Source organism: Marasmitruncus massiliensis (assembly GCF_900186535.1).
Taxonomy (GTDB): domain Bacteria; phylum Bacillota; class Clostridia; order Oscillospirales; family Ruminococcaceae; genus Anaerotruncus; species Anaerotruncus massiliensis_A.
On record NZ_FYDE01000005.1, the window covers coordinates 2,012,831 to 2,037,317 of the forward strand.

27 protein-coding genes and 1 other annotated feature are annotated in these 24,487 nt (G+C 49.5%); of the genes, 7 read left to right on the top strand and 20 right to left on the bottom strand.

All coding sequences use genetic code 11. The annotated features are described in order from the left end of the window. Window positions 1-20: 20 nt before the first annotated feature. The 4 genes from C1A10_RS17790 to C1A10_RS17805 form a co-directional block, all read right to left on the bottom strand. Complete coding sequence (locus C1A10_RS17790; protein ID WP_101911533.1) at window positions 21-908, bottom strand: amino acid ABC transporter substrate-binding protein; 888 nt, start codon at window positions 906-908, stop codon at window positions 21-23. A gap of 177 nt (window positions 909-1,085) precedes the next feature. Then, a complete protein-coding gene (locus C1A10_RS17795) occupies window positions 1,086-1,871 on the bottom strand; it encodes a biotin--[acetyl-CoA-carboxylase] ligase (RefSeq protein ID WP_101911534.1) in 786 nt (261 codons plus the stop codon). Between the two features lie 21 nt (window positions 1,872-1,892). Then, on the bottom strand, window positions 1,893-2,753 hold the full coding sequence (locus tag C1A10_RS17800; RefSeq protein ID WP_101911535.1) for a radical SAM/SPASM domain-containing protein: 861 nt from the start codon (window positions 2,751-2,753) through the stop codon (window positions 1,893-1,895). Next, complete coding sequence (locus tag C1A10_RS17805; RefSeq protein ID WP_101911536.1) at window positions 2,740-3,549, bottom strand: HAD family hydrolase; 810 nt, start codon at window positions 3,547-3,549, stop codon at window positions 2,740-2,742. The genes C1A10_RS17800 and C1A10_RS17805 overlap by 14 nt, the downstream gene beginning before the upstream one ends. A gap of 184 nt (window positions 3,550-3,733) precedes the next feature. Between C1A10_RS17805 and C1A10_RS17810 the strand changes: the two genes are divergently transcribed. From C1A10_RS17810 to C1A10_RS17825, 4 genes are read left to right on the top strand one after another with little or no spacing between them, the layout of a single operon-like run. Beyond that, entirely contained in the window at window positions 3,734-4,243 is a 510-nt protein-coding gene (locus C1A10_RS17810; RefSeq protein WP_101911537.1) for an RNA polymerase sigma factor, read from the top strand. Beyond that, on the top strand, window positions 4,240-4,713 hold the full coding sequence (locus tag C1A10_RS17815; protein WP_101911538.1) for an anti-sigma factor: 474 nt from the start codon (window positions 4,240-4,242) through the stop codon (window positions 4,711-4,713). Before C1A10_RS17810 ends, C1A10_RS17815 begins: the two co-directional genes overlap by 4 nt. Next, window positions 4,700-5,269, top strand: coding sequence for a hypothetical protein (locus C1A10_RS17820; RefSeq protein WP_101911539.1), 570 nt, complete (start codon window positions 4,700-4,702; stop codon window positions 5,267-5,269). Before C1A10_RS17815 ends, C1A10_RS17820 begins: the two co-directional genes overlap by 14 nt. Continuing rightward, a complete protein-coding gene (locus C1A10_RS17825; RefSeq protein WP_101911540.1) occupies window positions 5,262-6,209 on the top strand; it encodes a DUF308 domain-containing protein in 948 nt (315 codons plus the stop codon). The genes C1A10_RS17820 and C1A10_RS17825 overlap by 8 nt, the downstream gene beginning before the upstream one ends. A 170-nt stretch (window positions 6,210-6,379) precedes the next feature. Here the strand turns inward: C1A10_RS17825 and C1A10_RS17830 are convergent, their stop codons facing one another. Both C1A10_RS17830 and C1A10_RS17835 read right to left on the bottom strand, forming a co-directional pair. After that, the gene (locus C1A10_RS17830; RefSeq protein WP_145997766.1) at window positions 6,380-6,637 is read right to left on the bottom strand and encodes a hypothetical protein; all 258 of its coding nucleotides are present in this window, start codon (window positions 6,635-6,637) and stop codon (window positions 6,380-6,382) included. A gap of 235 nt (window positions 6,638-6,872) precedes the next feature. Continuing rightward, window positions 6,873-7,463, bottom strand: coding sequence for a DUF4364 family protein (locus tag C1A10_RS17835; protein WP_101911542.1), 591 nt, complete (start codon window positions 7,461-7,463; stop codon window positions 6,873-6,875). A gap of 118 nt (window positions 7,464-7,581) precedes the next feature. Here C1A10_RS17835 and C1A10_RS17840 point away from each other — a divergent pair, with 118 nt between their 5' ends. Further along, on the top strand, window positions 7,582-8,310 hold the full coding sequence (locus C1A10_RS17840) for a TVP38/TMEM64 family protein (protein ID WP_101911543.1): 729 nt from the start codon (window positions 7,582-7,584) through the stop codon (window positions 8,308-8,310). A gap of 16 nt (window positions 8,311-8,326) precedes the next feature. On the opposite strand, the gene C1A10_RS17845 is transcribed toward C1A10_RS17840, so the two are convergent. Genes C1A10_RS17845 through C1A10_RS17860 form a run of 4 tightly spaced genes read right to left on the bottom strand, consistent with a single transcriptional unit; the run spans window position 8,327 to window position 10,792 of the window. Further along, window positions 8,327-9,073: a hypothetical protein gene (locus C1A10_RS17845; protein WP_101911544.1), complete on the bottom strand. Its 747-nt coding sequence runs from the start codon at window positions 9,071-9,073 to the stop codon at window positions 8,327-8,329. Window positions 9,074-9,090: 17 nt separating this feature from the next. Then, window positions 9,091-9,648, bottom strand: coding sequence for a hypothetical protein (locus C1A10_RS17850; protein ID WP_101911545.1), 558 nt, complete (start codon window positions 9,646-9,648; stop codon window positions 9,091-9,093). 20 nt (window positions 9,649-9,668) lie between these two features. Beyond that, on the bottom strand, window positions 9,669-9,932 hold the full coding sequence (locus C1A10_RS17855) for a TIGR03905 family TSCPD domain-containing protein (RefSeq protein WP_180951208.1): 264 nt from the start codon (window positions 9,930-9,932) through the stop codon (window positions 9,669-9,671). 20 nt (window positions 9,933-9,952) lie between these two features. Next, window positions 9,953-10,792: a PHP domain-containing protein gene (locus C1A10_RS17860; protein WP_101911546.1), complete on the bottom strand. Its 840-nt coding sequence runs from the start codon at window positions 10,790-10,792 to the stop codon at window positions 9,953-9,955. A gap of 188 nt (window positions 10,793-10,980) precedes the next feature. Between C1A10_RS17860 and C1A10_RS17865 the strand changes: the two genes are divergently transcribed. Both C1A10_RS17865 and C1A10_RS17870 read left to right on the top strand, forming a co-directional pair. Next, a complete protein-coding gene (locus C1A10_RS17865; protein ID WP_180951209.1) occupies window positions 10,981-12,009 on the top strand; it encodes a DnaD domain protein in 1,029 nt (342 codons plus the stop codon). 20 nt (window positions 12,010-12,029) lie between these two features. Continuing rightward, the gene (locus tag C1A10_RS17870) at window positions 12,030-13,025 is read left to right on the top strand and encodes an ATP-binding protein (RefSeq protein WP_101911548.1); all 996 of its coding nucleotides are present in this window, start codon (window positions 12,030-12,032) and stop codon (window positions 13,023-13,025) included. A gap of 44 nt (window positions 13,026-13,069) precedes the next feature. On the opposite strand, the gene leuD is transcribed toward C1A10_RS17870, so the two are convergent. The 10 genes from leuD to C1A10_RS17920 form a co-directional block, all read right to left on the bottom strand. Then, window positions 13,070-13,564, bottom strand: coding sequence for a 3-isopropylmalate dehydratase small subunit (leuD, locus tag C1A10_RS17875; protein ID WP_101911549.1), 495 nt, complete (start codon window positions 13,562-13,564; stop codon window positions 13,070-13,072). Next, complete coding sequence (gene leuC, locus C1A10_RS17880; protein WP_101911550.1) at window positions 13,561-14,841, bottom strand: 3-isopropylmalate dehydratase large subunit; 1,281 nt, start codon at window positions 14,839-14,841, stop codon at window positions 13,561-13,563. Before leuC ends, leuD begins: the two co-directional genes overlap by 4 nt. Window positions 14,842-14,916: 75 nt before the next feature. Next, window positions 14,917-16,446, bottom strand: coding sequence for a 2-isopropylmalate synthase (locus C1A10_RS17885; protein ID WP_101911551.1), 1,530 nt, complete (start codon window positions 16,444-16,446; stop codon window positions 14,917-14,919). Between the two features lie 72 nt (window positions 16,447-16,518). Beyond that, window positions 16,519-16,762 (bottom strand) — a binding site (T-box leader). A gap of 72 nt (window positions 16,763-16,834) precedes the next feature. After that, window positions 16,835-18,061, bottom strand: coding sequence for a tyrosine--tRNA ligase (gene tyrS, locus C1A10_RS17890; protein ID WP_101911552.1), 1,227 nt, complete (start codon window positions 18,059-18,061; stop codon window positions 16,835-16,837). 115 nt (window positions 18,062-18,176) lie between these two features. Then, window positions 18,177-19,844, bottom strand: a complete 1,668-nt coding sequence (gene recN, locus C1A10_RS17895; RefSeq protein WP_101911553.1) for a DNA repair protein RecN — start codon at window positions 19,842-19,844, stop codon at window positions 18,177-18,179. A 32-nt stretch (window positions 19,845-19,876) separates the two neighbouring features. After that, the gene (locus tag C1A10_RS17900) at window positions 19,877-20,338 is read right to left on the bottom strand and encodes an arginine repressor (RefSeq protein ID WP_101911554.1); all 462 of its coding nucleotides are present in this window, start codon (window positions 20,336-20,338) and stop codon (window positions 19,877-19,879) included. A 4-nt stretch (window positions 20,339-20,342) separates the two neighbouring features. Next, window positions 20,343-21,194 carry an NAD(+)/NADH kinase gene (locus C1A10_RS17905; protein ID WP_180951210.1) on the bottom strand — a complete coding sequence of 284 codons (852 nt, stop codon included), beginning with the start codon at window positions 21,192-21,194 and terminating at the stop codon, window positions 20,343-20,345. Between the two features lie 21 nt (window positions 21,195-21,215). Then, window positions 21,216-22,013, bottom strand: coding sequence for a TlyA family RNA methyltransferase (locus tag C1A10_RS17910; RefSeq protein WP_101911556.1), 798 nt, complete (start codon window positions 22,011-22,013; stop codon window positions 21,216-21,218). A gap of 21 nt (window positions 22,014-22,034) precedes the next feature. Continuing rightward, window positions 22,035-23,900 (bottom strand): 1-deoxy-D-xylulose-5-phosphate synthase, encoded by a 1,866-nt coding sequence (gene dxs, locus C1A10_RS17915; protein WP_242968970.1) that lies wholly within the window; start codon window positions 23,898-23,900, stop codon window positions 22,035-22,037. 26 nt (window positions 23,901-23,926) lie between these two features. Next, a complete protein-coding gene (locus C1A10_RS17920; protein WP_101911558.1) occupies window positions 23,927-24,445 on the bottom strand; it encodes a divergent PAP2 family protein in 519 nt (172 codons plus the stop codon). Window positions 24,446-24,487 lie beyond the last annotated feature (42 nt).

Consider the following 24,487-nt stretch of genomic DNA (forward strand, 5'->3'; position numbering starts at 1 on the left):
TAATTCATTTCGGAATCAGATTAATAGGTAGTGATCAAATTATCTTTCCCGAACCATTTCTGAGAAATTTCTGCGATTTTACCTTCCGCCGCAAGCTCAGAGAGAGCCTTTTCAACTGCTTCCAGCAGGGCTGTTTCACCTTTCTTGAAAGCGATGCCGTATTCCTCGGCAGCCATTTTATCTTCCAGAACGGTCATCGGTTTCGCGTTCGCGGTAATATAGTAGTTGGCTACGACGGAATCCATGACAATGGCATCACAGCGTCCAAGCTCAAGGTCGCCCATCGCGGTGACATAATCGGCATATTCTTTCGCTGCCCCATCTTTGATGGAAGCGTAGATTTCATCTTTTTGCAGTGCCTCAAGCCCGGAAGAATCGGCCTGCGCAGCAACGATCTTGCCGGCCAGATCGGCTTTGGACTTGATTGCGGAATCATTCATGACGACAACTACCTGGTCGTTGCTCATATAGGCGCGGCTCAGCTCAAATGCTTCTTTCCGTTCATCTGTGATAGTCAGGCCATTCCAGATGCAGGTGATCTTACCGGTGTTGAGTTCCATTTCTTTGCTGGCCCAGTCGATCGGCTTTGCCTCAAATTTCATGCCCAGTTTCTCGCAGACAGCTTTGGCAAGGTCGATATCCACACCGATGATTTCATTATTCTGGTCGGTAAAGCCCATCGGCGGGAACGAAGCGTCCAGGCCCAAAACAAAGGTTTCCGGTAGTTTACTGTCCGCTGCTTCTTCAGAAGAAGACGCCGGGGCTTCAGAGGAAGCAGCTTCGGAAGACGCGGCGGGCGCCTCAGAAGAAGCGGCCTCGCTGGAAGATGCAGGTGCCGGGGTGGACGCACAAGCGCCAAGCGCAGCACTCATAATCGCCGCCATTACAATAGAAAGTATTTTTTTCATTTTCATTCTCCCATAATTCAAATGGATTCACGGATACCCTGATTCAGGCTACCGCTTCGTTTATTTTACACTTTATCTTGTTAATTGGCTAACCTTGTAGCAAACTGTAAGGCTGAATTAGTCGGTTTTATGACCAATTTGCTAATAAATACGCCGGTTTTCTTAAAATGTCACGGATTACATCCAATTTCCTTTTAAACTCACTTCGCCGGAAGAAAGGACTCTCTGTTCACCGGACTTTGTCGCTACCAGCAAATGAGCATCCCTGTCAATATCGATCGCAGTTGCTTCGTAGACGTCCTCCCCCCGCACGACCTGAACCGTTTTTCCCAGAACACAGGAACGCGCTTTATACTCCTCAAGAAACTCCCGTGTTGCGAGCTGACGGTAAACGACGGCAAACTGATTCAGGATTTCCGCTATCAGCCGGTTTGCGTCTAATTCACCGCACCCCGCTGCGGCAAGCGATGTTGCTTTATCCGAAAGCTCCGGCGGAAAGCTGTTGGTAGATACGTTGATGCCGATACCAATTACCGCGTAATCCAGGGTACCACCCGGAGCAAGCGATGACTCTGTCAGAATCCCGCAAAGTTTTTTCCCGTTCCAGTAAAGGTCGTTTACCCATTTGATTTTTACTGAGACGCCTGAAACCAGCTCGATTGCTCTGGCGGCGGCTACTGAGACCGCAGAAGTCATCAATATGGAGTATTCGGCCCGCAGCTGAGGACGAAGTATTACCGACATATAAATTCCTTCGGCATCCGGAGAATAAAAACTGCGGCCCAGCCGCCCTTTCCCCGCGGTCTGCCGGCCCGCCACCACAACAGCCCCATGCGGCGCGCCGTTTTTTGCCAGCAGTTTTGCCGCGTTATTGGTGGAATCAATAACGCTGTATACGGAAAGCTCTTTGCCCATATCCGCATTCAGATATGCTTTGATTGTTTCCTCGGAAATGGTTCTCATTTAAATTCTTCCTTTTATCTATTAAAATCGCCGCGCATAGCCGCAGCGGCTGCAAAGCGGTTCAGCCGCTTTGCGGCTGGAAAACCCGTTGTAGATCTTTCTCGCGCGTTCGGAGGATAAGATTTCAGCAAGCGGAGTAGTCAATAAATTCCCAAGCGCCAGGCTGCCATTATGGTCCAGACAGCAGGGTACCACCGTTCCGTCAGCGAGAATCCCGATATGGTCACGAAGGCCATAGCAAAATACGGATTCTTCCGTATCCGGCCGTTCGTGATCGGGCCAGTCAAAAATCTCGGCAAAATTTAAAAATAGCCGTTCACGCAGTTTCAGACTGCCTTGCAAATTTTCTCCCGTTGGAATTTGAATCGCAAGCTCACGCGCGAATAAGTTCAAAACGGCTTCATTCAGCGCATTTTCGCCTGACCGGCTTTCTGAATCGCCGTTCCAAAGGCGCAGTTCGCAAATCAGCCGCGTGTCTTTTGCTTCGTTGACAAATGCACAGATCTCGCGGATATAGCTTTCAAGGACTCCGTTACAGTTGTTCGCTTCAAAACTGTGGATGGAAAACGCTACCTTCCGCAGCGCAGGGGAATTTAACAGGATATCCTTTACCTGACTGACCAGCACCCCGTTTGTTGTAATGTTGACCTTGATACCGTTTTTTTCACATAGCCCCAACAGTTCTTTCAATTGAGGATGCAGAAGCGGTTCACCCATCAGATGCAGATAAAGGTAATCTGTATAAGGCTTCACTTCATTGAGCAAAAAAGAAAACTCCTCTACCTTCATAAAGCGCGGTTCTCTTACCGTTTTCGCACAGAAAGAGCAGGAGAGGTTGCACACATTCGTTATCTCGGCATAAATTTTTTTAAATCGTTTCACAGTTTCCTCTAAACATATCACAAAGTATAAATTTTTCGATCAGCTCCGCGACAGCCCCCTCGCAATTAGAACGCTGTGTGATATAATCCGCGTGGCTTTTTACATCATTCGGTGCATTCTGCACAGCAACGCCGACTCCCGCTCCCGCAATCAATTCGATATCATTCCGGTAATTTCCTGCCGAAACAATATCCTCTGCCGCAATTCCAAGCGAATCCGCAATCCATTTTGTTGCAAGCCATTTGTTCACGCCGCCGGGCATGATATCCACCGTTCCCGGTTCGGACTCTGCGCAATACAGGTCCAGTCCGGCCTCGCGGATATAATCTATCGCCAGCTGGTAATTTTCACATGCCACAAACCCGTCGATTTCTTCAAACGGCAGTTCCCACCGGAACCGGTAGCATTCCGGTTTTTTGCCGGTGGCCCGTGTGATGGATTCGCTTCTTGCGGAGGGCAGATTGATCCCCCAGTAGCTGCTGGTTGTAATATTCAGCGCAACACCGTTTTGATTGCAGAAGGTGATCAGCAGATCGGCAGTCTCAGCCGACACCATCTTATTAAAAAGTACCCGTTCACCGGGCATTTTAACCACCCGGCCGCCGTTATTCATCACAAAATAATCCGTAAGATCAAAAAGGTGGCGGAGCGGCTCCATACTCTTTCTTCCGGTAACAAAGCAGATGACGGTACCGCGTTCTTTTGCCTCGCGCAGGCGCAGAAGATTTTTCTCCGGCATATGGGTTCCATGGCTGAAGGTGGTTCCGTCCAAATCCAGAGCCAGCAGCTTCGGCATTCCGTTCTCTCCCTTCCGCACATAATGATTATAATTATATCATACACAGCGACAATGGGTCAATTTTGGCAGGAAGTTTTCCATTCGACATTTTTGAATTTTTTATGTATGATATTGAAGATAAGAGGATTTGAATCTCGTTTTATAAACGTAAGGCTTTTGAGGTGGTGAGTGCAGGACAGAAATGACAAATGAAAAATTTAAAAGCTTGGTGGAGCAGTATGAACGCCTGGTCTTTACCGTCTGTCATCAACTGGTTCCGGACTACCACGAAGCACAGAACCTGACGCAGGATACTTTTGTTGCCGCTTATGCGCACATTGATACTGTGCGGGAGGAAAACCTGCGCGCGTGGCTGGCACGTATTGCCACCAACAAAGCGAAAGATTACCTGAAAAGCGCCTACAACCGCCGCGTTTCTTTGTCCGAAGATATCAGCGAACTGGACATTATCCGCACGGAGGAGTCGCCCGAACGGCTTTACTTATCGGGAGAAAGCGCGGATTACATCCGCCAGACCATTCTGGATCTAAAAGAGCCTTATCATAAAGTATCAGTACTGTTTTTCCTGGAAGAAAAAACAGTCGAAGAAATTTCAGAACTATTGAGCCGCCCCAAGAAAACTGTTCAGACGCAGCTTTACAGGGCCCGGTCAATGCTTCAAAATCAATTAAAGGAGGAAGTACAGGTATGAATGATCTTTTCAGTAAAGACGGACATCTGACAGATGAAGCTTTACACATGCTGGTCGGCGGCAATCCGCTTACGGAATTGGAACGGCTGGAACTATCTGAGCACTTGGCGTTTTGCGACGTCTGCGTGGCAAAATATGCTGATTTGCTCGAAGACTGCCTGCTTCTTTCTCCGGCAGAACCGGTCGCACCTTCGGTGATCAAACGGATTCAGGCGCGCGCCCGCAGGATGTTTGCAAATAAGTACGCCACCGCGATTGCAGCGGCATGTTTTGCCATCGTTTTTTGGAACATTGGAGTTTTTGATTTTGGCATAACCGATAACAGCAAGCTGTTGAGCCGACTGAGTAATGAGGCCTCGAGTTTCAGCCAAAAAACCGAGCAGATCTCAGCTCATCTATCCGAAGCACTGGACCAATTTATGAACCGTTTTACGATTGAAAGGGGTATTAACCATAATGAGAAAAAGTAGCTTTTTCACTTTCTGCTGCGCGTTTATTCCCGGCGCCGGTGAAATGTATCTTGGGATGATGAAAAAAGGAATCGCGATTATGCTGGGATTTTTCGGCATTATAAGCATCGCAAGCTTTTTAAATCTGGAGTTTCTACTGTTCCTGCTGCCTATTATCTGGTTTTATTCATTCTTTGAAACGCTCAACGTCAAGTGGATGACGGAGGAACAGCGGAAAGAAATTGACGACGCCTTTAAATTGGAGCTGCTGTTCGGCTCGATGAGCTCAAAAAAGTGGCTGAAAACTCTGAACGGCAAAAGTTCTTTATTCGCGGGAAGCGGTTTGATTGTCATCGGCATTTATCTTTTGTTTTCAAACCTCATCCGCCCGATTATCGATACAATTTTCGATGCTTACGGAATTGACCCGTGGCTTTTCCATTATATTATCCGGTCGATTCCCACCCTGATTATATCCATCGCGATTATCGTCTTGGGGATACACCTTGTCCGCGGCAAAAAAACGCCCTCATCTGAAGAAGATTTCGTTGAATTTAAAGGAGAGCATCATGAATAACAATTTTCAGGAATTCGAAGAAAACGAGTCTAAATCCGCCGAACAGGCTGATCAGTTTACAGGTCAAAATTCTGAAGATACCGCAGACACCGCTTCGGAACAGGAAGCGGTTCACACAGAGCCGGTAAAAGAAGCCTACCGGTTCCCGCCTGTCCCCCGTGTACATCGGGTCGGAACCTTAACGATGGGATTTTCGCTGATCGCAACCGGTATTATCGCGCTGATTTCCACATTTTACCCAGGATTTGATCTCACAACTGCTTTTAAACTTTCGCCCGTAATCTTTATTTTTCTTGGCATCGAAATTTTGATCGCTTACTTTTTTCATAAAGAAGAACGCATCAAATATGATTTTCTCAGCGGCATCGTCTGCTTCTTTCTGATCTGCGGTGGGCTTGTTCTGGCTGCTCTGCCTACTGTTTGGAGCTATGTCGGGCCCGAGGCGCAGCTTGCGCGGGAACAAGCAGAGTCTGTGGTGGAAAATGACATCTATCAGGCCCTTCAAAGCATTCCGTCCGTCGAATCTGTTTCAGTGGATACAGACCTGTCCTATAGGGTTCCCTATACTGCCGGGTCTGATTTCGAAAAACTGGCAGCCCGCGCCAGAATCCATGTATATACGAACCTGACAGGGCCGTTTGCCGACGAAAATGCTTTTGCAGAAGCAGGCAAAACCTTACTGAATCAGCTGAATTCCCTCCCCTATCAATACCGCTCCATTTCGATCGAATATTCCGATGAAAATAAACGCTTTGACCTGAATTTATCCACGCCGTTTCAATATCAGCTGAGCACGGACAAACTGGCAAATCTGGTAGACAGCGACCGGTATGAACCCGATATGGCAGAAACTGAGACCGACGTTGAACTACCGAACGAACCTGTCACTGCGTCCAGCGAAATAACGGCCGCGTTTGAGGATTCGGTTCCGGAAGAATAAAAGAATAAATGCCGCTCTACTGAGCGGCATTTTTATGAAAGAAAACAAATTTTCAGCTCTGATATTTTTTGACGAACGGTATATAGTAATCAATACGGAACTTGATTGCTAAAAACGATTGTGATAAAATAAAAAACGCCCGCCGCAAAAGCAGAACGGGTGTTTTTAGATCATGCATCGCTTTTTACACGGATATAAACGTATTTGGTCTCACGCACCGCCAGAACAATCAGCGTCAGGCTGACAACGATATCCAGCACGGTTCCGATGATTGAAAAATCCAGCAGTCCCAATTCCGCCCGACTGAACAGCTTCATAAAGATCAGGTTCAAAACCACCGACGCTGACACTGCAGCGTAATAGGCAATCAAATCCTTTGTAGATATTGAGGACACAATATTTTTGCAGATCAGGACAATTCCAAACAAGATGACTGCTCCTGCTGAAATGTAAACAGATACCGGCAAATGCTCAATTTCAGTTGAAAAAACAAAAGTCAAAGCTAAAAATCTGCCTGCCGTTTGAAACATCAATAGATACAACATAATCTTTTTAAGCAAGCGCAGCCCCCCTTTCTTTAAACTTCAACAATTAATTGCTCAGAACTGTTCATAATTTTAGCCGATTTGGACTTAATTGTCAAGTCCGCTAAAATTAAGCAATTTATTCCGCATGATCGAGCAGCGCTCCAACGCTTTCATAGCTTCCGGTCAGCAGGGCAACAACCCCCTTATAAACGACAATCGGATCGTTTAAAAATCTCGACTGTATCTGTTCACAGCTGGTGAGATCCGGCAAAAGTATGGTAAGGGACAGCAGGTCACTTCCTATGTCTTTAATGGTCAGCGTCAAAAGATAACCGTCCTCCACCTTTTTGACTTCCGTCTTATTCTGGGCGCGGCGCTGTTGGATAACAAAATATCGTTTGGCGGCTTCAAGAGCTTTATCACGCACAGAAAGAGGCAGGTCTTTTTCAAAAGTTTGTGCCGCGCTCGTTCCCAGCGGTGTGATCACATAGCAGCGTTGATTTTCCTGGGTGGACTCTACGGCAATATGTTCACTTTTCACCAAACCGGCAGCGGCACTTGCCGCTTCAAAATAATTGCCGATTCCCTGATCCACAAAAACCTCAATCAATGCTCCAACCGGCATTGGGCAGCCAATATGGTGGAGAATGTAGCAAATCATCATTTTAAGCTCATAATCGGTCGTCAGGCCGCCAGGCTCTACGCCCCCGCGAAATACATCGTACATGTTATTCCCTCCATAAGCCTGTACTTTTTATATATTACATCATTTTTGAATAGATTGCAAAGATATCCTGCCGGAATTTGGCACAGAAAATTTTCGGGATACCGGAAAGTGAGGACCTATGAAAAAAGAGCCGGACAGATTAAACTCCCACTCAAAGTTTTGGATTGCAGTTACAGTACTGTTTTTTATATTGCTTGTAGCGATCACCGCCGTCAGCATGCCGTTCTTTTCCCGATTGTCAGACCCTGCGACACAGCAAAAATTACAGTTGCTGGTGGAATCCATGGGTTTCAGCGGATTTTTTCTGGTGCTTGGCATACAGATCATCCAAGTCATCATCGCTTTTATTCCCGGTGAACCGGTTGAACTTCTTGCCGGGGTTCTCTACGGGGCCTGGGGCGGACTATTCCTCTGCCTGCTGGGAATCGTTCTTGCTTCCTCCGCAATTTTCTTCACCGTTCGCCGGTTTGGCTATCCGCTGGTCCTCCGCCTTTTCGGGAAGGAGAAGATCCGGGACTTTAAATTTCTCAACAACACCGAAAAGGTCGAAATTGTTACTTTTATCCTGTTTTTGATTCCGGGCACTCCGAAAGACATGCTGACCTATCTGGCCGGTATCAGCGGGATTAAGCCGTCCCGCTTTCTGCTGCTTTCCGCTTTCGCGCGCATTCCGTCCATTGTTACTTCTACCACAATGGGCGCAACAATGAGCCATGGCAACTGGAAAATGACACTCTTAATTTTTCTGCTGACTGCTGGAACCGGGCTTCTCGGAATCCTTTATAAAGATAAAATTATCAGCCACCTTCACCGCCAGCATAAAAAGCCAAAAAAATCCGATGCCTGAACACCGGATTTTTTGTTTATCGTTTCTCTTTTTTAGACCGGTAAAAGAATATTGCAGAAATAAAAATTAAAATTGCGGCAATAAAAATCCATATGTACCTGTTCAGATCCCGAGGGGCCTCCTCAAATTGAACAGTCCTTACAATTTCTTCAAATTCCTTGCGGTGCACATCGGTTAATTCATCCGCATATGAGCGGTAGAACAGGTTAATCTGCCGCCCGTTTACAATTGTGATATAACCGGCAATACTGATCGGCATTTCATTTTGTTCCACTTTCCCTTCGAAAGACACAAATAATGCCTCAGGAAGCTGCAAACGGCCATGGCTTTCTATGCTGATTCCGCTCGTGCCTGCAAGCAGGTCGGACTGACCCATGCCTTCAAGCTGATTCAGGTCAAGCCCGGTCAGTGCTTTTTCCAGCTCCTGAACCCGGCTTTCCGGCAATTTGCTCAGATCAGAGATAGACCGCGTATTTTCATTTTCCTGCATGGAAACAACCAGTTCCGTCCCTGCGGTCAGATTGACCGCATTATAATAGATTCCGGCCTTTTCAAACAGCTGCAACATTGTCCCGCGGTCAAGTCCCAAGTCCGCGAGGACCGGATCTCCCTCCTTGGTATCCCGGGTAAGCGCTCCCCAACCCTCCGGCACAGAGAGTTTCATGTCCAATCCCGGAATCGCATTATTTTTTTCCGCCGCGGAAATAGGCATACCTGCAAACAGCAGCAGGCAGCATATCAGCAGCACAACCCATTTTCTCATCCTTACTCCTTTATCACTTACCGGATCAACTGCATCCGCAGCATAATCTGAGTGCAATACATCATAAAATAGTCTGTTAGCTCCGCACCGTAACGGATAAAAACAGGATCCCCTTCCTTATCGCAGAGCTGCGCAAATACCCGGCCGACAGCCTCGGATTTTTCGGGAGCAGAGCGACGGGCCAGCATATAAAGTGAAAATGCCGCGCTATCATTGATCAGGTCATAAAGTTCTGCCGACTGCTGGCGGACACTTTCATAGAAAGAGGATAAAACCGACTGCGCTACAATGGAATTTGGGGCCATATCTTCTACCACGCGATTGACAACATAGGCAAACAGTACTTTACGCTGCGCCATCGTGTTATCATTGTCAAATACGCCGACTCCAAAGAGAGTGGCACCTTTTGACGGAACAGTCAACTCTGCTGCAAACTGCTGCCCTAGTTTGCGGGCTTTATCCATATTTCCATTTGACTTTTCACGTACAAACGCATTAGCGGCACCTTCAGACGTATCAAATACCTCTGAAATCCGTTCAGGCGCTATTTTCATATCGCTGTCGTCAAATTGCACAGAAACACACCCGCCTTTACCTAAATTTCCCTGGTCTCCTGATGAATTGCCTGTTTCAACGCTTTTACCAGCTGATCCGGGCAGGAAGTATCCCTTGCGCCGCAGCGGATGCCTTCCAGCAAATCAATCACATCTTTTATCTTTTTTCCTTTTACAAGCGCACAGATTCCCTGCAGATTCCCGTCACAGCCCCCAATAAATTCAACGTTCCGGATGATATCGCCCTCAACATCGATATTGATGAATCGAGAGCAAACCCCCTTGGTTTTATAGCTGATTTTCAAAGATTGTGCTCCATTTCCTGTCATTTATGTTCTTTGCTTTTAGCAAGTTTAAAAATACGCTCCAGATTTTCCTGTGTCGTAAGGCAGGTGCCAAGCGGATTCGGGTGCTGGCTGTTTGCACCGTGAAAATCGGTACCGCCTGTGGAAAGCAGACCATATTCCTGTATGACCGCGTCTATTTCCGGAATATCTTCCTCGTTCACACGGGGATGGTAACGTTCCACTCCGTCAATCAGCCCTTCAGCAGCCAGTTCACGCATCAGCTCCACAGAACGGTAAACAGATGGATGCGCCAGTACGCACACGCCCCCCGCGGTGCGGATCAGCTTCGCGGCTTCCCGCACATCCGGGTAAGAATGAGGCACATAGCAGCTGCCTTTTGAACTTAAAATCTGATGGAACAGAGAGCCGTAGATGGAATCCGCATACCCCAAATCCATCAGGGCGTTCATAATATGTGCAGAAAACAGCGACGCGGCACCGGAAGAAAATTTATGCACATGCTCCTCTGTCAGCGGAAATTGCCTCATCACCTTCCGAAGGCTGGCCCGCATCGAGGCATCGCGGCTTTCCGTAGTTCGTTTCAGCATTCCTACCAGCCGGTCAGGGTTTTGCGGCAGATAACATAGAAGATGGACTTTTCTCTTCCGCTGCTGGTCGTAGGCAGATATTTCCGTTCCAGAAACGATCCCAATGCCAATCCGTCTCCCAAGCTGCTCCGCGCGCTTGATGCCAGCCATGGTATCATGGTCAGTTACCGCAACAAAATCAAGCCCGCTTCTTTTGGCATAAGTAATCAAATCGTCTATGCCCATCGAACCGTCAGAAAAACGCGTGTGGCAATGCAAGTCGCCAATCATAGTTTCGCCCCCCGTTCCCAGCATATATAAATATTATACAACGTTTTGCACTTTTGGTGCAACTTATATTTTGAAATATCGGCATGATGTGCTATAATAATGTTTGCCAATTCAGGTACTTTTTAAAGGATCTAACAGTTCCATACCTTTGTTTCGCTGTAAATTATTGTTTAACTTTGGAGTGTGTTATGGCTTATCTAATTGACTCTGGTATATGGTCTTCTGTGTTTGCCGTTCCTTCGGCAATCGTAGACCAGCACATTAAAATGTGTTCCCCTCTGTCGCTGAAAGTTCTGCTGGTCATGCTGCGGCACCCCGGAAAAGCAGTTGACGCCGAATGGCTTTCCGGGCAGCTCAACATGACTCCCGCGGATATTTCCGACGCTTTGGGATACTGGATCGGCGCCGGAATTGTATCAAACACAACATTTCCCACACAGCCGTCCGAACCACAGGAACAAATTCCGGCAGTCAAAAAAAGCTCTGCCGCCGAACCTGTTGTTACGGAAACAAAAAATGAGGCAACCGGTCAGAGAATTATCACCATTGCATCGCGTCCGAAGATTACCCGCGAAGATGTGATACAAATCGCACAGGGCGACCATTCTATCGCCCAGCTTTTACGGGAGGCGCAAAGTATTCTCGGCGCGCCTTTGACGCCTGTGGAGAGTGAAATTCTTGTGGCGCTCTGCAGTTATTACGGCATGCGGTCGGATGCTGTCATGATGCTGCTCCAATACTGCGTTTCAATCGGGCATAAGAGTATGAGTTATGTGGAAAAAACAGCCGCGAACTGGCTGGACCGGGGTATTATCACCCATGAGCAGGTTGAACGCGAAATCCTCCGGCTTACCGCGGAAAATGAAAACGAGAAAAAAATCCTCAAGGCCTTCGGACTTTACAACCGGGGGCTGACCCCGAAAGAAAAAGAATATATCCCCCGCTGGTTTTCACTTGGTCTGGATGAGGTATTGATTTTCCTTGCCTGCGAACGGGCAGTCGAAAATACCGGAAAAGTCTCCTTTGCCTACGCAGATAAAATCCTGACCTCCTGGAAAGCCAAAGGAATCACCACGGTAAAGGCCGCCACTGAAGATCTGAACAGTTTTTCCAAACAGCCTGAGCCAAAACAAAACAAGTCGGCGCAGACCGGGGGGGATTCCTCCCTCGATATGGATAAAATCCGCCAGCTTCTGCATCAGCCGTTTCATGAGTAATCGGATTTTGGAGGATACATATGGGCTATTCGAAAGACATCTACCAAAAAGCGCAGCAGATTCTGGACGAATCGAGAACCCGCGCCGAACGGGAGGCGGACCTGCGGCGAACCCGCCTTTATGAACAGTATCCACAGCTGCGGGAAATTGAAAATCGTCTGGCAAAAACCGGAATTTCGGCCGCACGTGCGGCAATCAGCGGCGGAGACCAGGCCGTCCGGCTGATTGAGCAGCTGAAGGAAAGCAATCTCGGCCTCCAGCGCCAGAGAGCCAAGCTGTTGTCTGACGCGGGTCTGCCCCCTGATTATCTGGAAGTGCATTATGCATGCAAACAGTGTCAGGATACCGGATTGATCGGCCAGCGTCAGTGCGGGTGCTTATCTGCTCTTTTGAGAAAACTCGCTTATCAGAAGCTGAGCGACACCAGCAGCGCCGAGGAATGCCGTTTTCAGAATTTTCATCTGGATTACTACTCCGAGCAGCCATCCGGGCCTTACAATGTGGTACCCCGCCGCGCGATGGAAAAGGTTTTTTCCTTTTGTACAGCATATGCCCGTACCTTTTCGGACAGAAGCGAGAGTCTCTTGCTTTGCGGCGGGACCGGGCTTGGAAAAACCCATCTTTCGCTTGCAATTGCCTTTGAGGTCATTCAAAGCGGCTTCGGCGTGGTTTACACCACATCCCAGCGCCTTTTGGACAAACTGCAGTCTCAGCAGTTTTCCCGTGGCTATCAGGATGACACCGATTATCAGGCACTGGCGCTTTCCTGCGACCTGCTGATTATCGACGATCTCGGCGCCGAATTTTCCACGAGCTTTACGGTTGCCGCACTGTATAATATCATCAACACCCGCATCATCGAGCGGCGCCCCACCATCATCAGCACCAATTTTGATGAGCAGGTTCTTCGGGAACGGTATGGGGACCGCATTCTTTCCAGGCTGCTCTGCGCCTATCGCCCCCTGCAATTTTACGGAGAAGATATCCGGATGCTGAAACGGTTCAGATCGAAATAGGGATTTGACAAAAAGAAGCCGGCCCAAAAGGGTCGGCTTCTTCATTATTTTTTTGCTTTTGCTTTGATGGCATTCAGCAGCCCGTTGGCGTCAATGATCTCCTTAATAAAAGCCGGAAACGGAATGGCGGAATAGCTTTCGTTCTTCGAAAGATTGGCAATGATTCCGGTATCAAAATCGATCTCCACTTTATCGCCATTTTCAATCGCGTTGCTTGCTTCCTCACATTCCAGAATCGGAAGCCCGATATTAATGGCGTTGCGGTAAAAAATCCGCGCAAATGTTTTGGCGATCACACAGGAAATCCCGTTTTCTTTAATCACCATCGGAGCATGTTCGCGTGAGGAACCACAACCAAAATTAAATCCTCCCACAATGATATCGCCAGGTTTTACCCTTTTGACAAAGTCACTGTCAATGTCCTCCATGCAATGCGTAGCCAATTCCCTGCGGTCGGAAATGTTCAGACAGCGGGCGGGGATAATGACATCCGTATCGATGTTATCGCCGTATTTATGCACTGTACCGATTGCTTTCATATGCTCGCTTCCTCCTTTTCAACCCGCTCCGGGTTCGCAATCTTGCCCGCGATCGCGCTGGCGGCCGCTACCGCCGGAGAAGCAAGGTAAACCTCAGAGTTCACATGCCCCATGCGGCCCACAAAATTGCGGTTCGTAGTCGCTACGCAGCGTTCCCCTTCCGCCAGAATCCCCATGTGGCCTCCAAGGCACGGTCCGCAGGTAGGGGTGGAAACCGCGCATCCCGCGTTGATAAACGTCTCGATGTAACCCACTTTCATTGCTTCAAGATAGATCTGCTGGGTGCCGGGGATGATAATGCAGCGCACGTTGGGAGCAACCCTTCTCCCTGTGAAAAGATTCGCGGCAACCGCAAGGTCGCTGATGCGGCCATTGGTGCAGGAACCGATTATGACCTGATCGATAGGGATGTCGCCCACTTCCTCAATCGTGCGGGTATTCTCCGGCAGATGCGGGAACGAAACCGTCGGACGAATCCCGGAAAGATCCAGTTCGATAACGCGGTCATATGCGGCATCATCATCAGCTTTGAACACTTCAAATTCGCGGCTGACACGGCCTTTTTCGTATGTCAGAGTCACTTCGTCCACTTCAAAAATACCGTTTTTTGCACCCGCTTCAATCGCCATGTTCGCCATGGTGAGCCGATCGTCCATCGAGAGGTATTTCAGCCCCGGGCCGCCGAATTCCATCGACTTGTAAAGCGCGCCGTCCACGCCGATCATGCCGATGATGTGCAGGATCACATCTTTCCCGCTCACCCATTTGGACGGCCTGCCCGTCAGCTCAAACCGGATGGCGGACGGAACCTTGAACCAGCAGTAGCCGGTGGCCATTGCCGCCGCCATATCGGTGGAGCCGAACCCGGTGGAGAAAGCGCCCAGCGCGCCATAGGTACAGGTATGGCTGTCTGCACCCACCACCAGTTCGCCCGGCGCAACCAAGCCCTTTTCCGGCAGCAACGCATGTTCGATTCCCATATCGCCCACGTCGAAGTAATGGACAATGTCGTATTTGTTCGCAAATTCCCTGCATCGTTTGGAAAGCTGAGCCGCTTTAATATCCTTGTTCGGGGTGAAATGGTCCAGCACGATCGCGATGCCCGCGCGATTGAAAACCTTGTTAAACCCATATTTTTCAAACTCATCGATCGCGACCGGCGTTGTGATGTCATTCCCCAGCACAAGGTCAACCTTTGCGTTGATCAACTGTCCGGCCGTTACAGCCTGCAGCCCCGCCTTTTTTGCCAGAATTTTCTGGCTCATCGTCATTCCCATAAGCTGCCTCCTCTTTTTCTTTATCATATCACCGCATGCTTCTGTCTGCAACCGCCTAACCGTGTCAGACAGGCGTTATTCCAGATTTGCTTTGGGCGCGGCGTTGATCGCTTTATTGATCGCGTTCAGGTAGGATTTAATGGATGCCTCTAAAATATCGGGAGATAAGCCGCGTCCTGTGACAAGATTTCCGTTGCAGCTGATTTTGCTGATTGCTTCCCCAAGCGCATCCTCGCCTTCGGTTACCGCGTTGATCGTCCAGTTTTCCAATTTGCTGTGGCAGCCGACGATTTGGTCAATTGCCTTAAACGCCGCATCGATCGGGCCTTCTCCGCGGGCAACCTGCTCGATCTCCTCCTGTCCGTCCTTTTCAAGCTTTACCACTGCGGTAGCGGAAATCACCGTTCCGCTGTTCACCACAAAACTTTTCAGCTTGTAGGTCTCTTTCACATTGGCAACAGCGGAAGCACCGATCAATGCCTCGATATCGCGGTCGGTAATCTCCTTCTTGCGGTCCGCAAGCACTTTGAAACGCTCAAATGCTTCCGCAACATCCGCCTCCTCCATTTTGTAGCCCAATTCCTCAATCCGGTCAATAAACGCATGTTTCCCGGAATGCTTTCCGAGTACCATTTTGTTCTGATTGACACCGACATCCTCCGGAGACATAATCTCGTAGGTCATGCGGTTTGCCAGCACACCGTGCTGATGGATGCCGCTTTCATGGGCGAACGCGTTTGCCCCTACAATAGATTTGGTCGGGCTGATGGGAACGCCTGTAATCGTACTGAGCAATTTGCTGGTGCGGTAGATTTGTTTTGTGTGGATACCGGTTTCACAGTCATAGTAACCCTGCCTGGTTTTCAGCCCCATGACAATTTCTTCAAGCGCCGCGTTTCCCGCGCGTTCACCGATTCCGTTAACCGTACATTCCACCTGCGTCGCACCCGCCCGTATGCAGGCAAGCGAGGTGGCAACCGCAAGCCCCAGATCGTTATGATTATGCACAGAAAGATCGACATGCGGATTCTGTATATGGGTTTTGACGTAGGAGACCAGATCATACATTTCCGTTGGGGTGCTGTAACCGGTCGTGTCCGGAATGTTGATGGTGGAGGCACCCGCCGCGATGGCGGTGTTAAACACATGCACAAGAAAATCCTGATCGCTGCGGGAAGCGTCTTCGGCGGAAAATTCGACATCCGGGCAGAGGCTGCGTGCAAAGGCAACCATCTTCGCAACCCGCTCCACAACCTGATCCGGCGTCATTTTGAGCTTATACTGCATGTGGATATCACTTGTGGCTAAAAACACATGAATCCGAGGAGACTGCGCATACTTTACCGCGTCGTAAGCACGCTGTATATCCCCTTCCACACAGCGGGCAAGCCCCGCAATCGTGGAACCTTTGATTGCCTTGGCAATGGCTTTTACCGATTCGAAATCGTCCGGAGAGGAAACCGGGAAACCGGCTTCAATAATATCTACTCCCAGCCGTTCCAATTGACGGGCCATTTCCATTTTCTCACTGAAATTCATGCTGCATCCGGGAGACTGCTCTCCATCGCGGAGGGTTGTGTCAAAAATCTTGATTCTTCTGCTCATCTTGTTCTCACCTTTCATACATGTTTTCAGAGGAATTTCGTCAAACGGAAAACAAAAAGACCTTCGTCTCTAAATAGAGACGAAGGTCTGAATCGACTTCCGTGGTACCACTCTGATTGGCTGCGTAAGCAACCCACTCGGCCGCATCTAACAATGCGCTCTCCAACTAACGGTGGGACTCCGGCCTTATCTACTCGCATATGCTTTCGAAAGACAGCTCAGGGGCGAGTTATTCACAAAAACGGTACCGCTTTTCACCAGCCAGCGGCTCTCTGCAACGCATCTCTTGTGTTTTGTTCCCCATCATAGCCTTTGACGTATTCATCTTGGTTGCTATCATAACGCTTTCTAAAACTCTTGTCAAGTATTTTTTTGTTTCCTTTTAAAATTACACGAGGGAAACCTTATGGTAGATCTTTTTGCCTTTCCGCAGAATGACATGACCTTTCTCAAAATCGTCGGTCGAAACTGCGTCTGTAAAATTTTCTACCTTTGCATCGTCCACGGCAATTCCGCCTTGCTGGATCAGCCTTTTCCCTTCCCCTTTCGAGGGCGCGAGACCGGTTTTTACCAGCAAATCGGAAACCAGTATCTTTCCGTCCGTAAAGTCAGACGCGGAAAGCACGGTGGTCGGCATATCGTCACTATGGCTGCCCGCGGTGAAGAGAGAACGTGCGGCCGCCAGCGCCTTATCTGCCTCCTCCTGCCCGTGCACCATTTTGGTCAGCTCATAAGCCAACATTTCCTTTGCCTGATTCAGCTGGCTTCCTTCCCAGCTGTCCATTTCTTCAATCTGCTCAATCGGAAGGAACGTCAAAAGCTTGAGGCAATGAACCACATCGGCATCCGCAACGTTGCGCCAGTACTGGAAAAAGTCATAAGGGGAGGTTTTGGACGGATCCAGCCAGACTGCGCCGTTTTCCGTTTTTCCCATCTTTTTGCCTTCTTTGGTGGTCAGCAGCGTAAATGTCATGCCATAGACCTCATCGCCTGTTACACGGCGGGTCAGGTCGATACCCCCGAGAATATTTGCCCACTGATCATTGCCGCCGACTTCCATCTTGCAGCCGTAATCCTGATGCAGCTTCAAGAAGTCATAGCTCTGCATGATCATATAGTTAAACTCTATAAACGAAAGCCCGCGTTCCAGCCGGGTTTTGAAGCACTCAGCCGTCAGCATCTGGTTCACGGAAAAATGCACGCCGATGTCGCGCAGCAGTTCGATATAATTCAGTTTGAGAAGCCAGTCGCCGTTTTTCAGCATCAGCGCCTTCCCGTCGGAAAAGTCCAGAAATTTTTCCATCTGATTCTGAAAACACTGGGCATTGTGGTTGATCTCTTCAATTGAAAGCATCTTTCTCATGTCGGTTTTACCCGTGGGGTCCCCAACCATAGTCGTCCCGGTTCCCAGCAGGGCAATCGGGCGGTGTCCGGCGCGCTGCAGATGCTTCATTACTACCAGCTGAAGAAAATGACCGACATGCAGGCTGTCAGCGGTTGCATCAAATCCGATATAAAAAGTAACCTTCTCACTGTTCAGAAGTTCTTCAATTTTTTCGGGATGCGTCATCTGCGCAATCAGGCCGCGTCGGGTTAGTTCTTCAAATACTGTCATCGATCTGTCTCCTTATACTCTTTCTTTCGGCCGCAAGACTTTAGGCTTTCCTACAGCCATGTTGCATTAATTGAATTATTATAGCATGCCGGTTTTCAAAACACAACCTGTTTGCTCAATTTCCGGCATCAGCCAACATTTCCTCCGCGTGTTTGAGCGCGATTTTGCTTGCGTCATCCCCACCGGTCATGCGCGCAAGTTCCCTGATACGCTGCTCGCGTCCAAGCGGGGTAATGGCCGTAAACGTGCGGCCGTCATGGGTGCTCTTAGAGATCAAAAGATGGCGGTTGGCAAAAGAAGCCACCTGCGCCAGATGCGTTACAACAATGACCTGGCGGTTGGCCGCCACCTGCGCCAGCTTTTGCCCGATTTTGCGGGCGGCATGCCCGGAAACGCCCGTATCCACCTCGTCAAAGATCAATGTGCCAATATCGTCCTTTGCGGCCAGCACATTCTTGATGGAAAGCATAATGCGGGAAAGTTCTCCCCCCGACGCAATTTTGGCCAGGGATTTTGCGTCCTCCCCCACGTTGGTGGAGATAAACAGTTCCAGATCGTCAATCCCGTCGGCGGAAAGCGGCTTTTTCTGATGCCGCACAGAAAGCTTCACAGAAGGCATGTCCAAAAATGTCAATTCATCCTGAACTGTCTTGATAAATCCGGATGCAGCCGCTTCACGCTTTTGAAAGAGTTCGTCCGCAAGGGAGGCCGCCTCTTCCAGCAGCCGTCCTGCCTGTTCCGTAAGCTGTTTTGCACGTGCGTCAGAAGACTCTGTCTGTTCAAGCTCATTGCATGCTTTCTCATGGTAAGCCAGGATCTGGGCAATCGTCGCGCCATACTTCTTTTTAAGCGAATAGATCGTGTCAAGCCGGCGTTCAATCTCGTCGAGCTGCGAGGGGTCACAGTCCAGATTATCCAGCAGGCTATGTATATCGCTCGCAAAGCCCTCAAATTCGTAGGAAATCTCGGTCAGGCGGTCCGCCGTCGGGCGGGCGGCATCCAGATATTCCGCCGCTTCCGACATATTGGCTACCAGCTCGCCAAGCTGATCGATGATGCCCTGCGATTCGCCTTCCCCGTCAAGCAGTGATGCACTCCCGCCCAGAGCCTGGGTAATGCGCAGGGAATTCTGTATCATTTTACGCTGCGATTTCAGTTCGTCTTCCTCGTCCGGCTGAAGATTCGCTGCCTCGATTTCACCGATCTGATAATGCAGCAGATCGATCCTGCGGGCTTTTTCCGCCTCATCCGTCTGGATATCCTCCAATTCCCTGCGGACATCCATATAACGATGGTAAGCGGCTCGGCAGCGTCCCGCCAGATCTTCCAGTTCCCCAAAGCTGTCAATAAACGCAACATGCTTCTGAGAGGAAAGCAGCTGCTGATTGTCATGCTGTCCGTGTATATTGAGCAGGTATTCGGAAATTGATTTCAGAATCGATGCGGTCGCGGGCCGCCCGTCGATTTTGCAGTTCGACTTCCCGTCTGCGGAAATCTCACGGTAAATCAATACGGAAGCGTCCTCAGCAGGATATCCTGCCTGAACAAGCGCCTCCTGCGCCGCATTCGACAGGTCAGTAAACAATGCGGTAATCACCGCGCGGCTTTCACCGGTGCGAATCAAATCCCGGGAGACGCGCTCTCCAAGGACAGCGTTGATTGCGTGGATCAGGATTGTTTTTCCGGCGCCGGTTTCTCCTGTAAACACATTGAGGCCGCCTTCAAACTCGATTGTGGCTTCGCTGATCACCGCCACATGATTGATATAAAGCTGAGAAAGCATTCTATCACCCCAATTTCAAGGAATCATAGCGTTTAGCTGTCTGACGCGGCCATTTTCCGAAGCTGTGTAACAAGTTCCCGGGCGTTATGGTCATCGCGCATGACAATAAAAATGGTGTCGTCCCCCGCAAGCGTTCCCACGACCCCGCTCCAGTGAAGCGTATCGATCGCCGCGCAGACGGCATTGGCCATGCCGGTAAAACATTTGATCACAACCATGTTGCCGGCAGAATCAATCTCTTTCACGGCTTCCGCGAAAATCAGCATGAATTTACTGGTCATTTCATTTTGTGTGGGGGGGGTGTGCGTCGTATAGTGATATTTTCCGTCTGAGGTCAGGGTTTTGACCAGCCGCAATTCCTTAATATCGCGTGAAACGGTCGCCTGCGTCACCGGGAAACCGCTTTGCCCCAAAAGGCTCAGCAGCTCGTCCTGTGTTTCAATCGCGGCGGAGTTGATCAGCTCCAAAATTTTTGCGTGTCGCCTTGCTTTCATATGCTTATCCCCTCGATTTTAGCTTATTGCTGAGAATACTGTTAAAATTCTTTTCCGGAAAACCGATAAACCGTACTGATTTTTGCGCCTTTCGAATATGCACCGATTTACTCTCGTTCAGCAAAGCAATGCGTTCCCCGTCAACACTGACTACAACGTTATCGGAGTTGTTGATATACCGGCTGCGGACCTGCAGCTCCATATCCGGGGAAAGCAGCACGGTCCGGTCATAAAGGGAGTGGGGGCAGATCGGTGTTAAAATGATGGTGTTGATAGACGGGTTCACAATCGGGCCGCCCGCCGACATGGAATAAGCGGTGGACCCCAATGGGGTAGCGAAAATCAGCCCGTCCGCCCGGTAACTTCCGATCGCATCCCCGTTACCCTCAATATCAAGGTCCACCAGCCGCGACAGTTCCCCTTTACTGATTACCACATCATTGACAGCATACCGGATTGTGTCTTCCTCACCAATGGAAACTTCCAGCAGCATATATTCATGAACCAGGTAATTTCCCGCAGACAGCCGTAAAAGCAGATCGATTTCATTTGCTTCCACCTGCGCCAAAAAGCCAAGCCTGCCCGTGTTAATGCCAAGCAGGGGTTTATCATAATTCACAGCATGTTTCGCACTATGCAGGATTGTACCGTCCCCGCCGACTGTCACTATAAAATCACAGGCAGCAATCTGTTCGTCAAAAGGGCCGTATGAGGCACCCGGAAACATCCCTGCAAACCGCTCGTCCAGTACAGGCCGGCAGCCGCTTTTGAGCAATGTGGCCACAATCTGTTTCATCAGATCCGCCGTATTTGGTTTTGTCAGGTTCGGCATAATCAATACGTTTTTTTTTGCCATGATAGGATTCATCACCCCGCTTTAATCGAGATCTTCATGGGACTGATTCACTAAATTTACAATTTGCTCACGCAGCACCGTATCTTCCGCGCCGCGGCACAAATACATCAGATATTCAATATTCCCTTCCGGCCCCTTCACCGGTGAAAAAGCAATGCCGCATACCGCAAACCCATTTTCACGCGCATAGAGGACTGCGTTTTCCAGTACTTCGATATGCGTAGAGCGTTCCCTCACTACGCCCTTTTTTCCAACCTTTTCGCGGCCGGCCTCAAACTGCGGTTTTACCAGACAAACCGCCTGCCCATTTTCGCTAAGCAAAGCCGCCGCGACTGGCAATACAAGCTTAAGGGAGATAAACGAGACATCCACACTGATAAAATCCACCGGTTCGGAAATCTGTTCCCGGGTTACATAGCGGATGTTCGTTCGTTCCAGATTGACCACCCGGGAGTCGTTCCGCAGGCTCCACGCAAGCTGCCCATATCCAACGTCCACCGCATACACCTTCACAGCCCCGTTTTGCAGCATACAGTCTGTAAAACCACCCGTTGAAGCGCCGATATCCATGCAGGTCTTGCCATCCAGCGAAATAGGAAATACCTGCATTGCCTTTTCCAGTTTCAACCCGCCCCGGCTGACATACCGCAAGGTTTCCCCACGGATTTCCAGAATTGCATCCTCATCCGTATCCATGCCCGGTTTGTCCGCCTTTTGATGGTTGACATAAACCTGGCCGGACATGATAACGGCCTTTGCCTTTTCGCGGCTTGGAAACAAGCCCTTTTTCACCAGCAAACTATCCAATCGTTCTTTCACGCTGTCCTCCGTATTCCTGTATCAAAAATAACGCGCAATGATTTGATTGGCCAGCGACTGCGCGTCAAGCCGGCAGTATTCCAGCGCCCGCTCATATTCCATCTGCGGAACAAATGGATGCTGAATCCCATGAAACGTCATATTGCCCCGATACTGTCTTTCTGCCAGCGCTGCCAGGAAGTGCTCGCCGATGCCGCCATGCTCGACACCTTCTTCCACAAACAGGATAGAACGGTATCTTTTCGCAAGCCCGATACATTCCGGAGGGATCGGCCATATCCGGTTCAGCTTGAGAAGGTCTGCTTTTTTCCCCTGCTCCTGCAGCAGCTTCACGGCTGCCTGGGCCTGCGCAAACTCCCGCCCGTAGGTTACAATCAGGATATTCCCGCCGTTTTTATAATGAAAATAGTCCCCTGTCGAATAGTTCAGCCAATCCGCGATTTGAATCTGCGCACCTCTCGGATAACGTACCGCCGCAAGGCCTTTTTCCGCATAGAGCGCACGGTCAAGCGCATAGTACAAATCCTGATAGGTCGCAGGAGAATAAACCGCAGAGCCCGGAAGCTGGGACAAAAAGGCCGCGTCAAACAGCCCCTGATGTGTTTCCCCGTCGTCCCCGACAATACCCGCGCGGTCTACCGCCAGCACGACATGGCGCGGCTCAATCGAAGCGTCGTGAATCAGCTGGTCATATCCGCGCTGCAAAAAAGTGGAATATACCGCAAATATGGGCGTCATCCCCCCTGCGGCAAGTCCGCAAGCGAAAGTAACCGCGTGTTCTTCGGCAATCCCGACGTCAAAAAACCGCCCTTTTGAAGAAAACTCATTGGCAAAAGGCTGCAGCCCTGTCCCGCTTTGCATAGCTGCCGTAATCGCACAGATTTTGCTGTCTTTGCGGGCCAGTTCCACCAATCGACTTCCGAACACAGAAGAAAAATTCTCACTGGAACTTTTCATTTTCCCGCTTGCGCAGTCAAAGCTGCCTACACCATGAAACTGGGCAGGATTTTTCTCCGCAAAGGCATATCCTTTTCCCTTTACCGTATTGACATGTACGACAACCGGCTTGTTCAATTCCTTCGCGCGATTTAACACCTGCACCAGAAGTGGAAGATTATGCCCGTCCACAGGGCCAAGGTAGTCAAACCCGAAATCTTCAAACATGTTGCTGTGAAGCAGGGCCTGCCGCAACAGCGTTTTAGAGCTTTTCAGCACATTGCTGACGCTTTCCCCAAGAAGAGGTATATGATCAAGCGTTTCCTCAACACGGTCTTTCAGATACAGGTACCCGTCTGTCGCGCGTTTGTTCGCGAGATAACGGGCAAGTGAGCCTACATTTTTTGAAATGGACATATTGTTGTCATTTAAAACAATAATAATGCGGTCGCCGCTGCGGCCGGCATTATTCAAGCCCTCGTATACCATACCGCCCGTGAATGCGCCGTCACCGATGACAGCCACCACATGATGAGGGTCTTTCAGCAAAGTTTTTGCCTTTGCCAACCCACAAACAGCGGAAATGGATGTGCTCGCGTGGCCGCCGATAAAAGAATCGTATCTGCTTTCGGTGGAACGGGGGAAACCGGAAATGCCTCCCTCTTTGCGTACCGTCGAAAAAGAGTCGAGACGGCCGGTCAGCATTTTATGCGTATAGCACTGATGGCCCACGTCCCAGACGATCTGATCCTTTGGCATCGCAAATACGGTATGCAATGCAACCGTAAGCTCCACAATCCCAAGATTGGAAGCAAGGTGACCGCCATTCTGGGAAACGGTCTGGATCAGCCGTTGGCGAAGTTCTCTGCACAGCGCTTTTTGCTGTTCTAAGTCCAGTTTTTTTAAATCCTCGGGCAATTTTAAAGAACCCAAGAGGTTGTATTGAGACAAAATAACACCTCACTGACCGGCGGAAATTATTTGATAGGGACAACCACAGCGATGATGATTCCAAGAATCGCACCGCAGAGCACTTCAATTGGGGTGTGCCCTACCAGTTCTTTGAGCACCTTGCGTTTTTCCCCTGTTTCTTCCTCCAGCTCTTCCAGCTTGCTTCCGCGGGCGATTGATTCAAACTCTTCTTTAACCATAAGAAACATATCCTTAAAGTCCATCACCATCCGGTTAATGGCCTTTGCCTGCTCGCCTGCTGCCCGCCGTACTCCCATGGCGTCATACATAACAATTCCTGCCAGCGCGAGGGAAATTGCAAATTCAGGGGAAGAATATCCAAGTTTTTTCGCAATTCCCACTGCAATTGCGCAAACAAGTGATGAATGGGAGCTCGGCATGCCGCCGGAACCCACCATGCGTTCCCAAATAATTTTTTTGTTGGGGATATATGCCAATGCCGTTTTGATCAGCTGCGCGGACAGCCACGCAAGAAAACCCACGTTTATGACATAGTTGCTGGTTATTACTTGTAACGGATTCATAAAATTAGCTCCATTCCGCCGGTATGCATCGGCATATCATGC

Bases quoted from the DNA above. Each gene is read 5' to 3' on its own strand.
- C1A10_RS17810 (WP_101911537.1), top strand. From the start codon at position 3,734: ATGACAAATGAAAAATTTAAAAGCTTGGTGGAGCAGTATGAACGCCTG.
- C1A10_RS17905 (WP_180951210.1), bottom strand. From the start codon at position 21,194: ATGGCAAAAAAAAACGTATTGATTATGCCGAACCTGACAAAACCAAAT.
- C1A10_RS17920 (WP_101911558.1), bottom strand. From the start codon at position 24,445: ATGAATCCGTTACAAGTAATAACCAGCAACTATGTCATAAACGTGGGT.
- recN (WP_101911553.1), bottom strand. From the start codon at position 19,844: ATGCTTTCTCAGCTTTATATCAATCATGTGGCGGTGATCAGCGAAGCC.
- C1A10_RS17840 (WP_101911543.1), top strand. From the start codon at position 7,582: ATGAAAAAAGAGCCGGACAGATTAAACTCCCACTCAAAGTTTTGGATT.
- C1A10_RS17815 (WP_101911538.1), top strand. From the start codon at position 4,240: ATGAATGATCTTTTCAGTAAAGACGGACATCTGACAGATGAAGCTTTA.
- leuC (WP_101911550.1), bottom strand. From the start codon at position 14,841: ATGGGAATGACGATGAGCCAGAAAATTCTGGCAAAAAAGGCGGGGCTG.
- tyrS (WP_101911552.1), bottom strand. From the start codon at position 18,061: ATGACAGTATTTGAAGAACTAACCCGACGCGGCCTGATTGCGCAGATG.
- C1A10_RS17860 (WP_101911546.1), bottom strand. From the start codon at position 10,792: ATGATTGGCGACTTGCATTGCCACACGCGTTTTTCTGACGGTTCGATG.
- C1A10_RS17795 (WP_101911534.1), bottom strand. From the start codon at position 1,871: ATGAGAACCATTTCCGAGGAAACAATCAAAGCATATCTGAATGCGGAT.
- C1A10_RS17885 (WP_101911551.1), bottom strand. From the start codon at position 16,446: ATGAGCAGAAGAATCAAGATTTTTGACACAACCCTCCGCGATGGAGAG.
- C1A10_RS17845 (WP_101911544.1), bottom strand. From the start codon at position 9,073: ATGAGAAAATGGGTTGTGCTGCTGATATGCTGCCTGCTGCTGTTTGCA.
- C1A10_RS17870 (WP_101911548.1), top strand. From the start codon at position 12,030: ATGGGCTATTCGAAAGACATCTACCAAAAAGCGCAGCAGATTCTGGAC.
- C1A10_RS17790 (WP_101911533.1), bottom strand. From the start codon at position 908: ATGAAAAAAATACTTTCTATTGTAATGGCGGCGATTATGAGTGCTGCG.
- C1A10_RS17900 (WP_101911554.1), bottom strand. From the start codon at position 20,338: ATGAAAGCAAGGCGACACGCAAAAATTTTGGAGCTGATCAACTCCGCC.
- leuD (WP_101911549.1), bottom strand. From the start codon at position 13,564: ATGAAAGCAATCGGTACAGTGCATAAATACGGCGATAACATCGATACG.
- C1A10_RS17835 (WP_101911542.1), bottom strand. From the start codon at position 7,463: ATGTACGATGTATTTCGCGGGGGCGTAGAGCCTGGCGGCCTGACGACC.
- C1A10_RS17865 (WP_180951209.1), top strand. From the start codon at position 10,981: ATGGCTTATCTAATTGACTCTGGTATATGGTCTTCTGTGTTTGCCGTT.
- C1A10_RS17825 (WP_101911540.1), top strand. From the start codon at position 5,262: ATGAATAACAATTTTCAGGAATTCGAAGAAAACGAGTCTAAATCCGCC.
- C1A10_RS17805 (WP_101911536.1), bottom strand. From the start codon at position 3,549: ATGCCGAAGCTGCTGGCTCTGGATTTGGACGGAACCACCTTCAGCCAT.
- C1A10_RS17820 (WP_101911539.1), top strand. From the start codon at position 4,700: ATGAGAAAAAGTAGCTTTTTCACTTTCTGCTGCGCGTTTATTCCCGGC.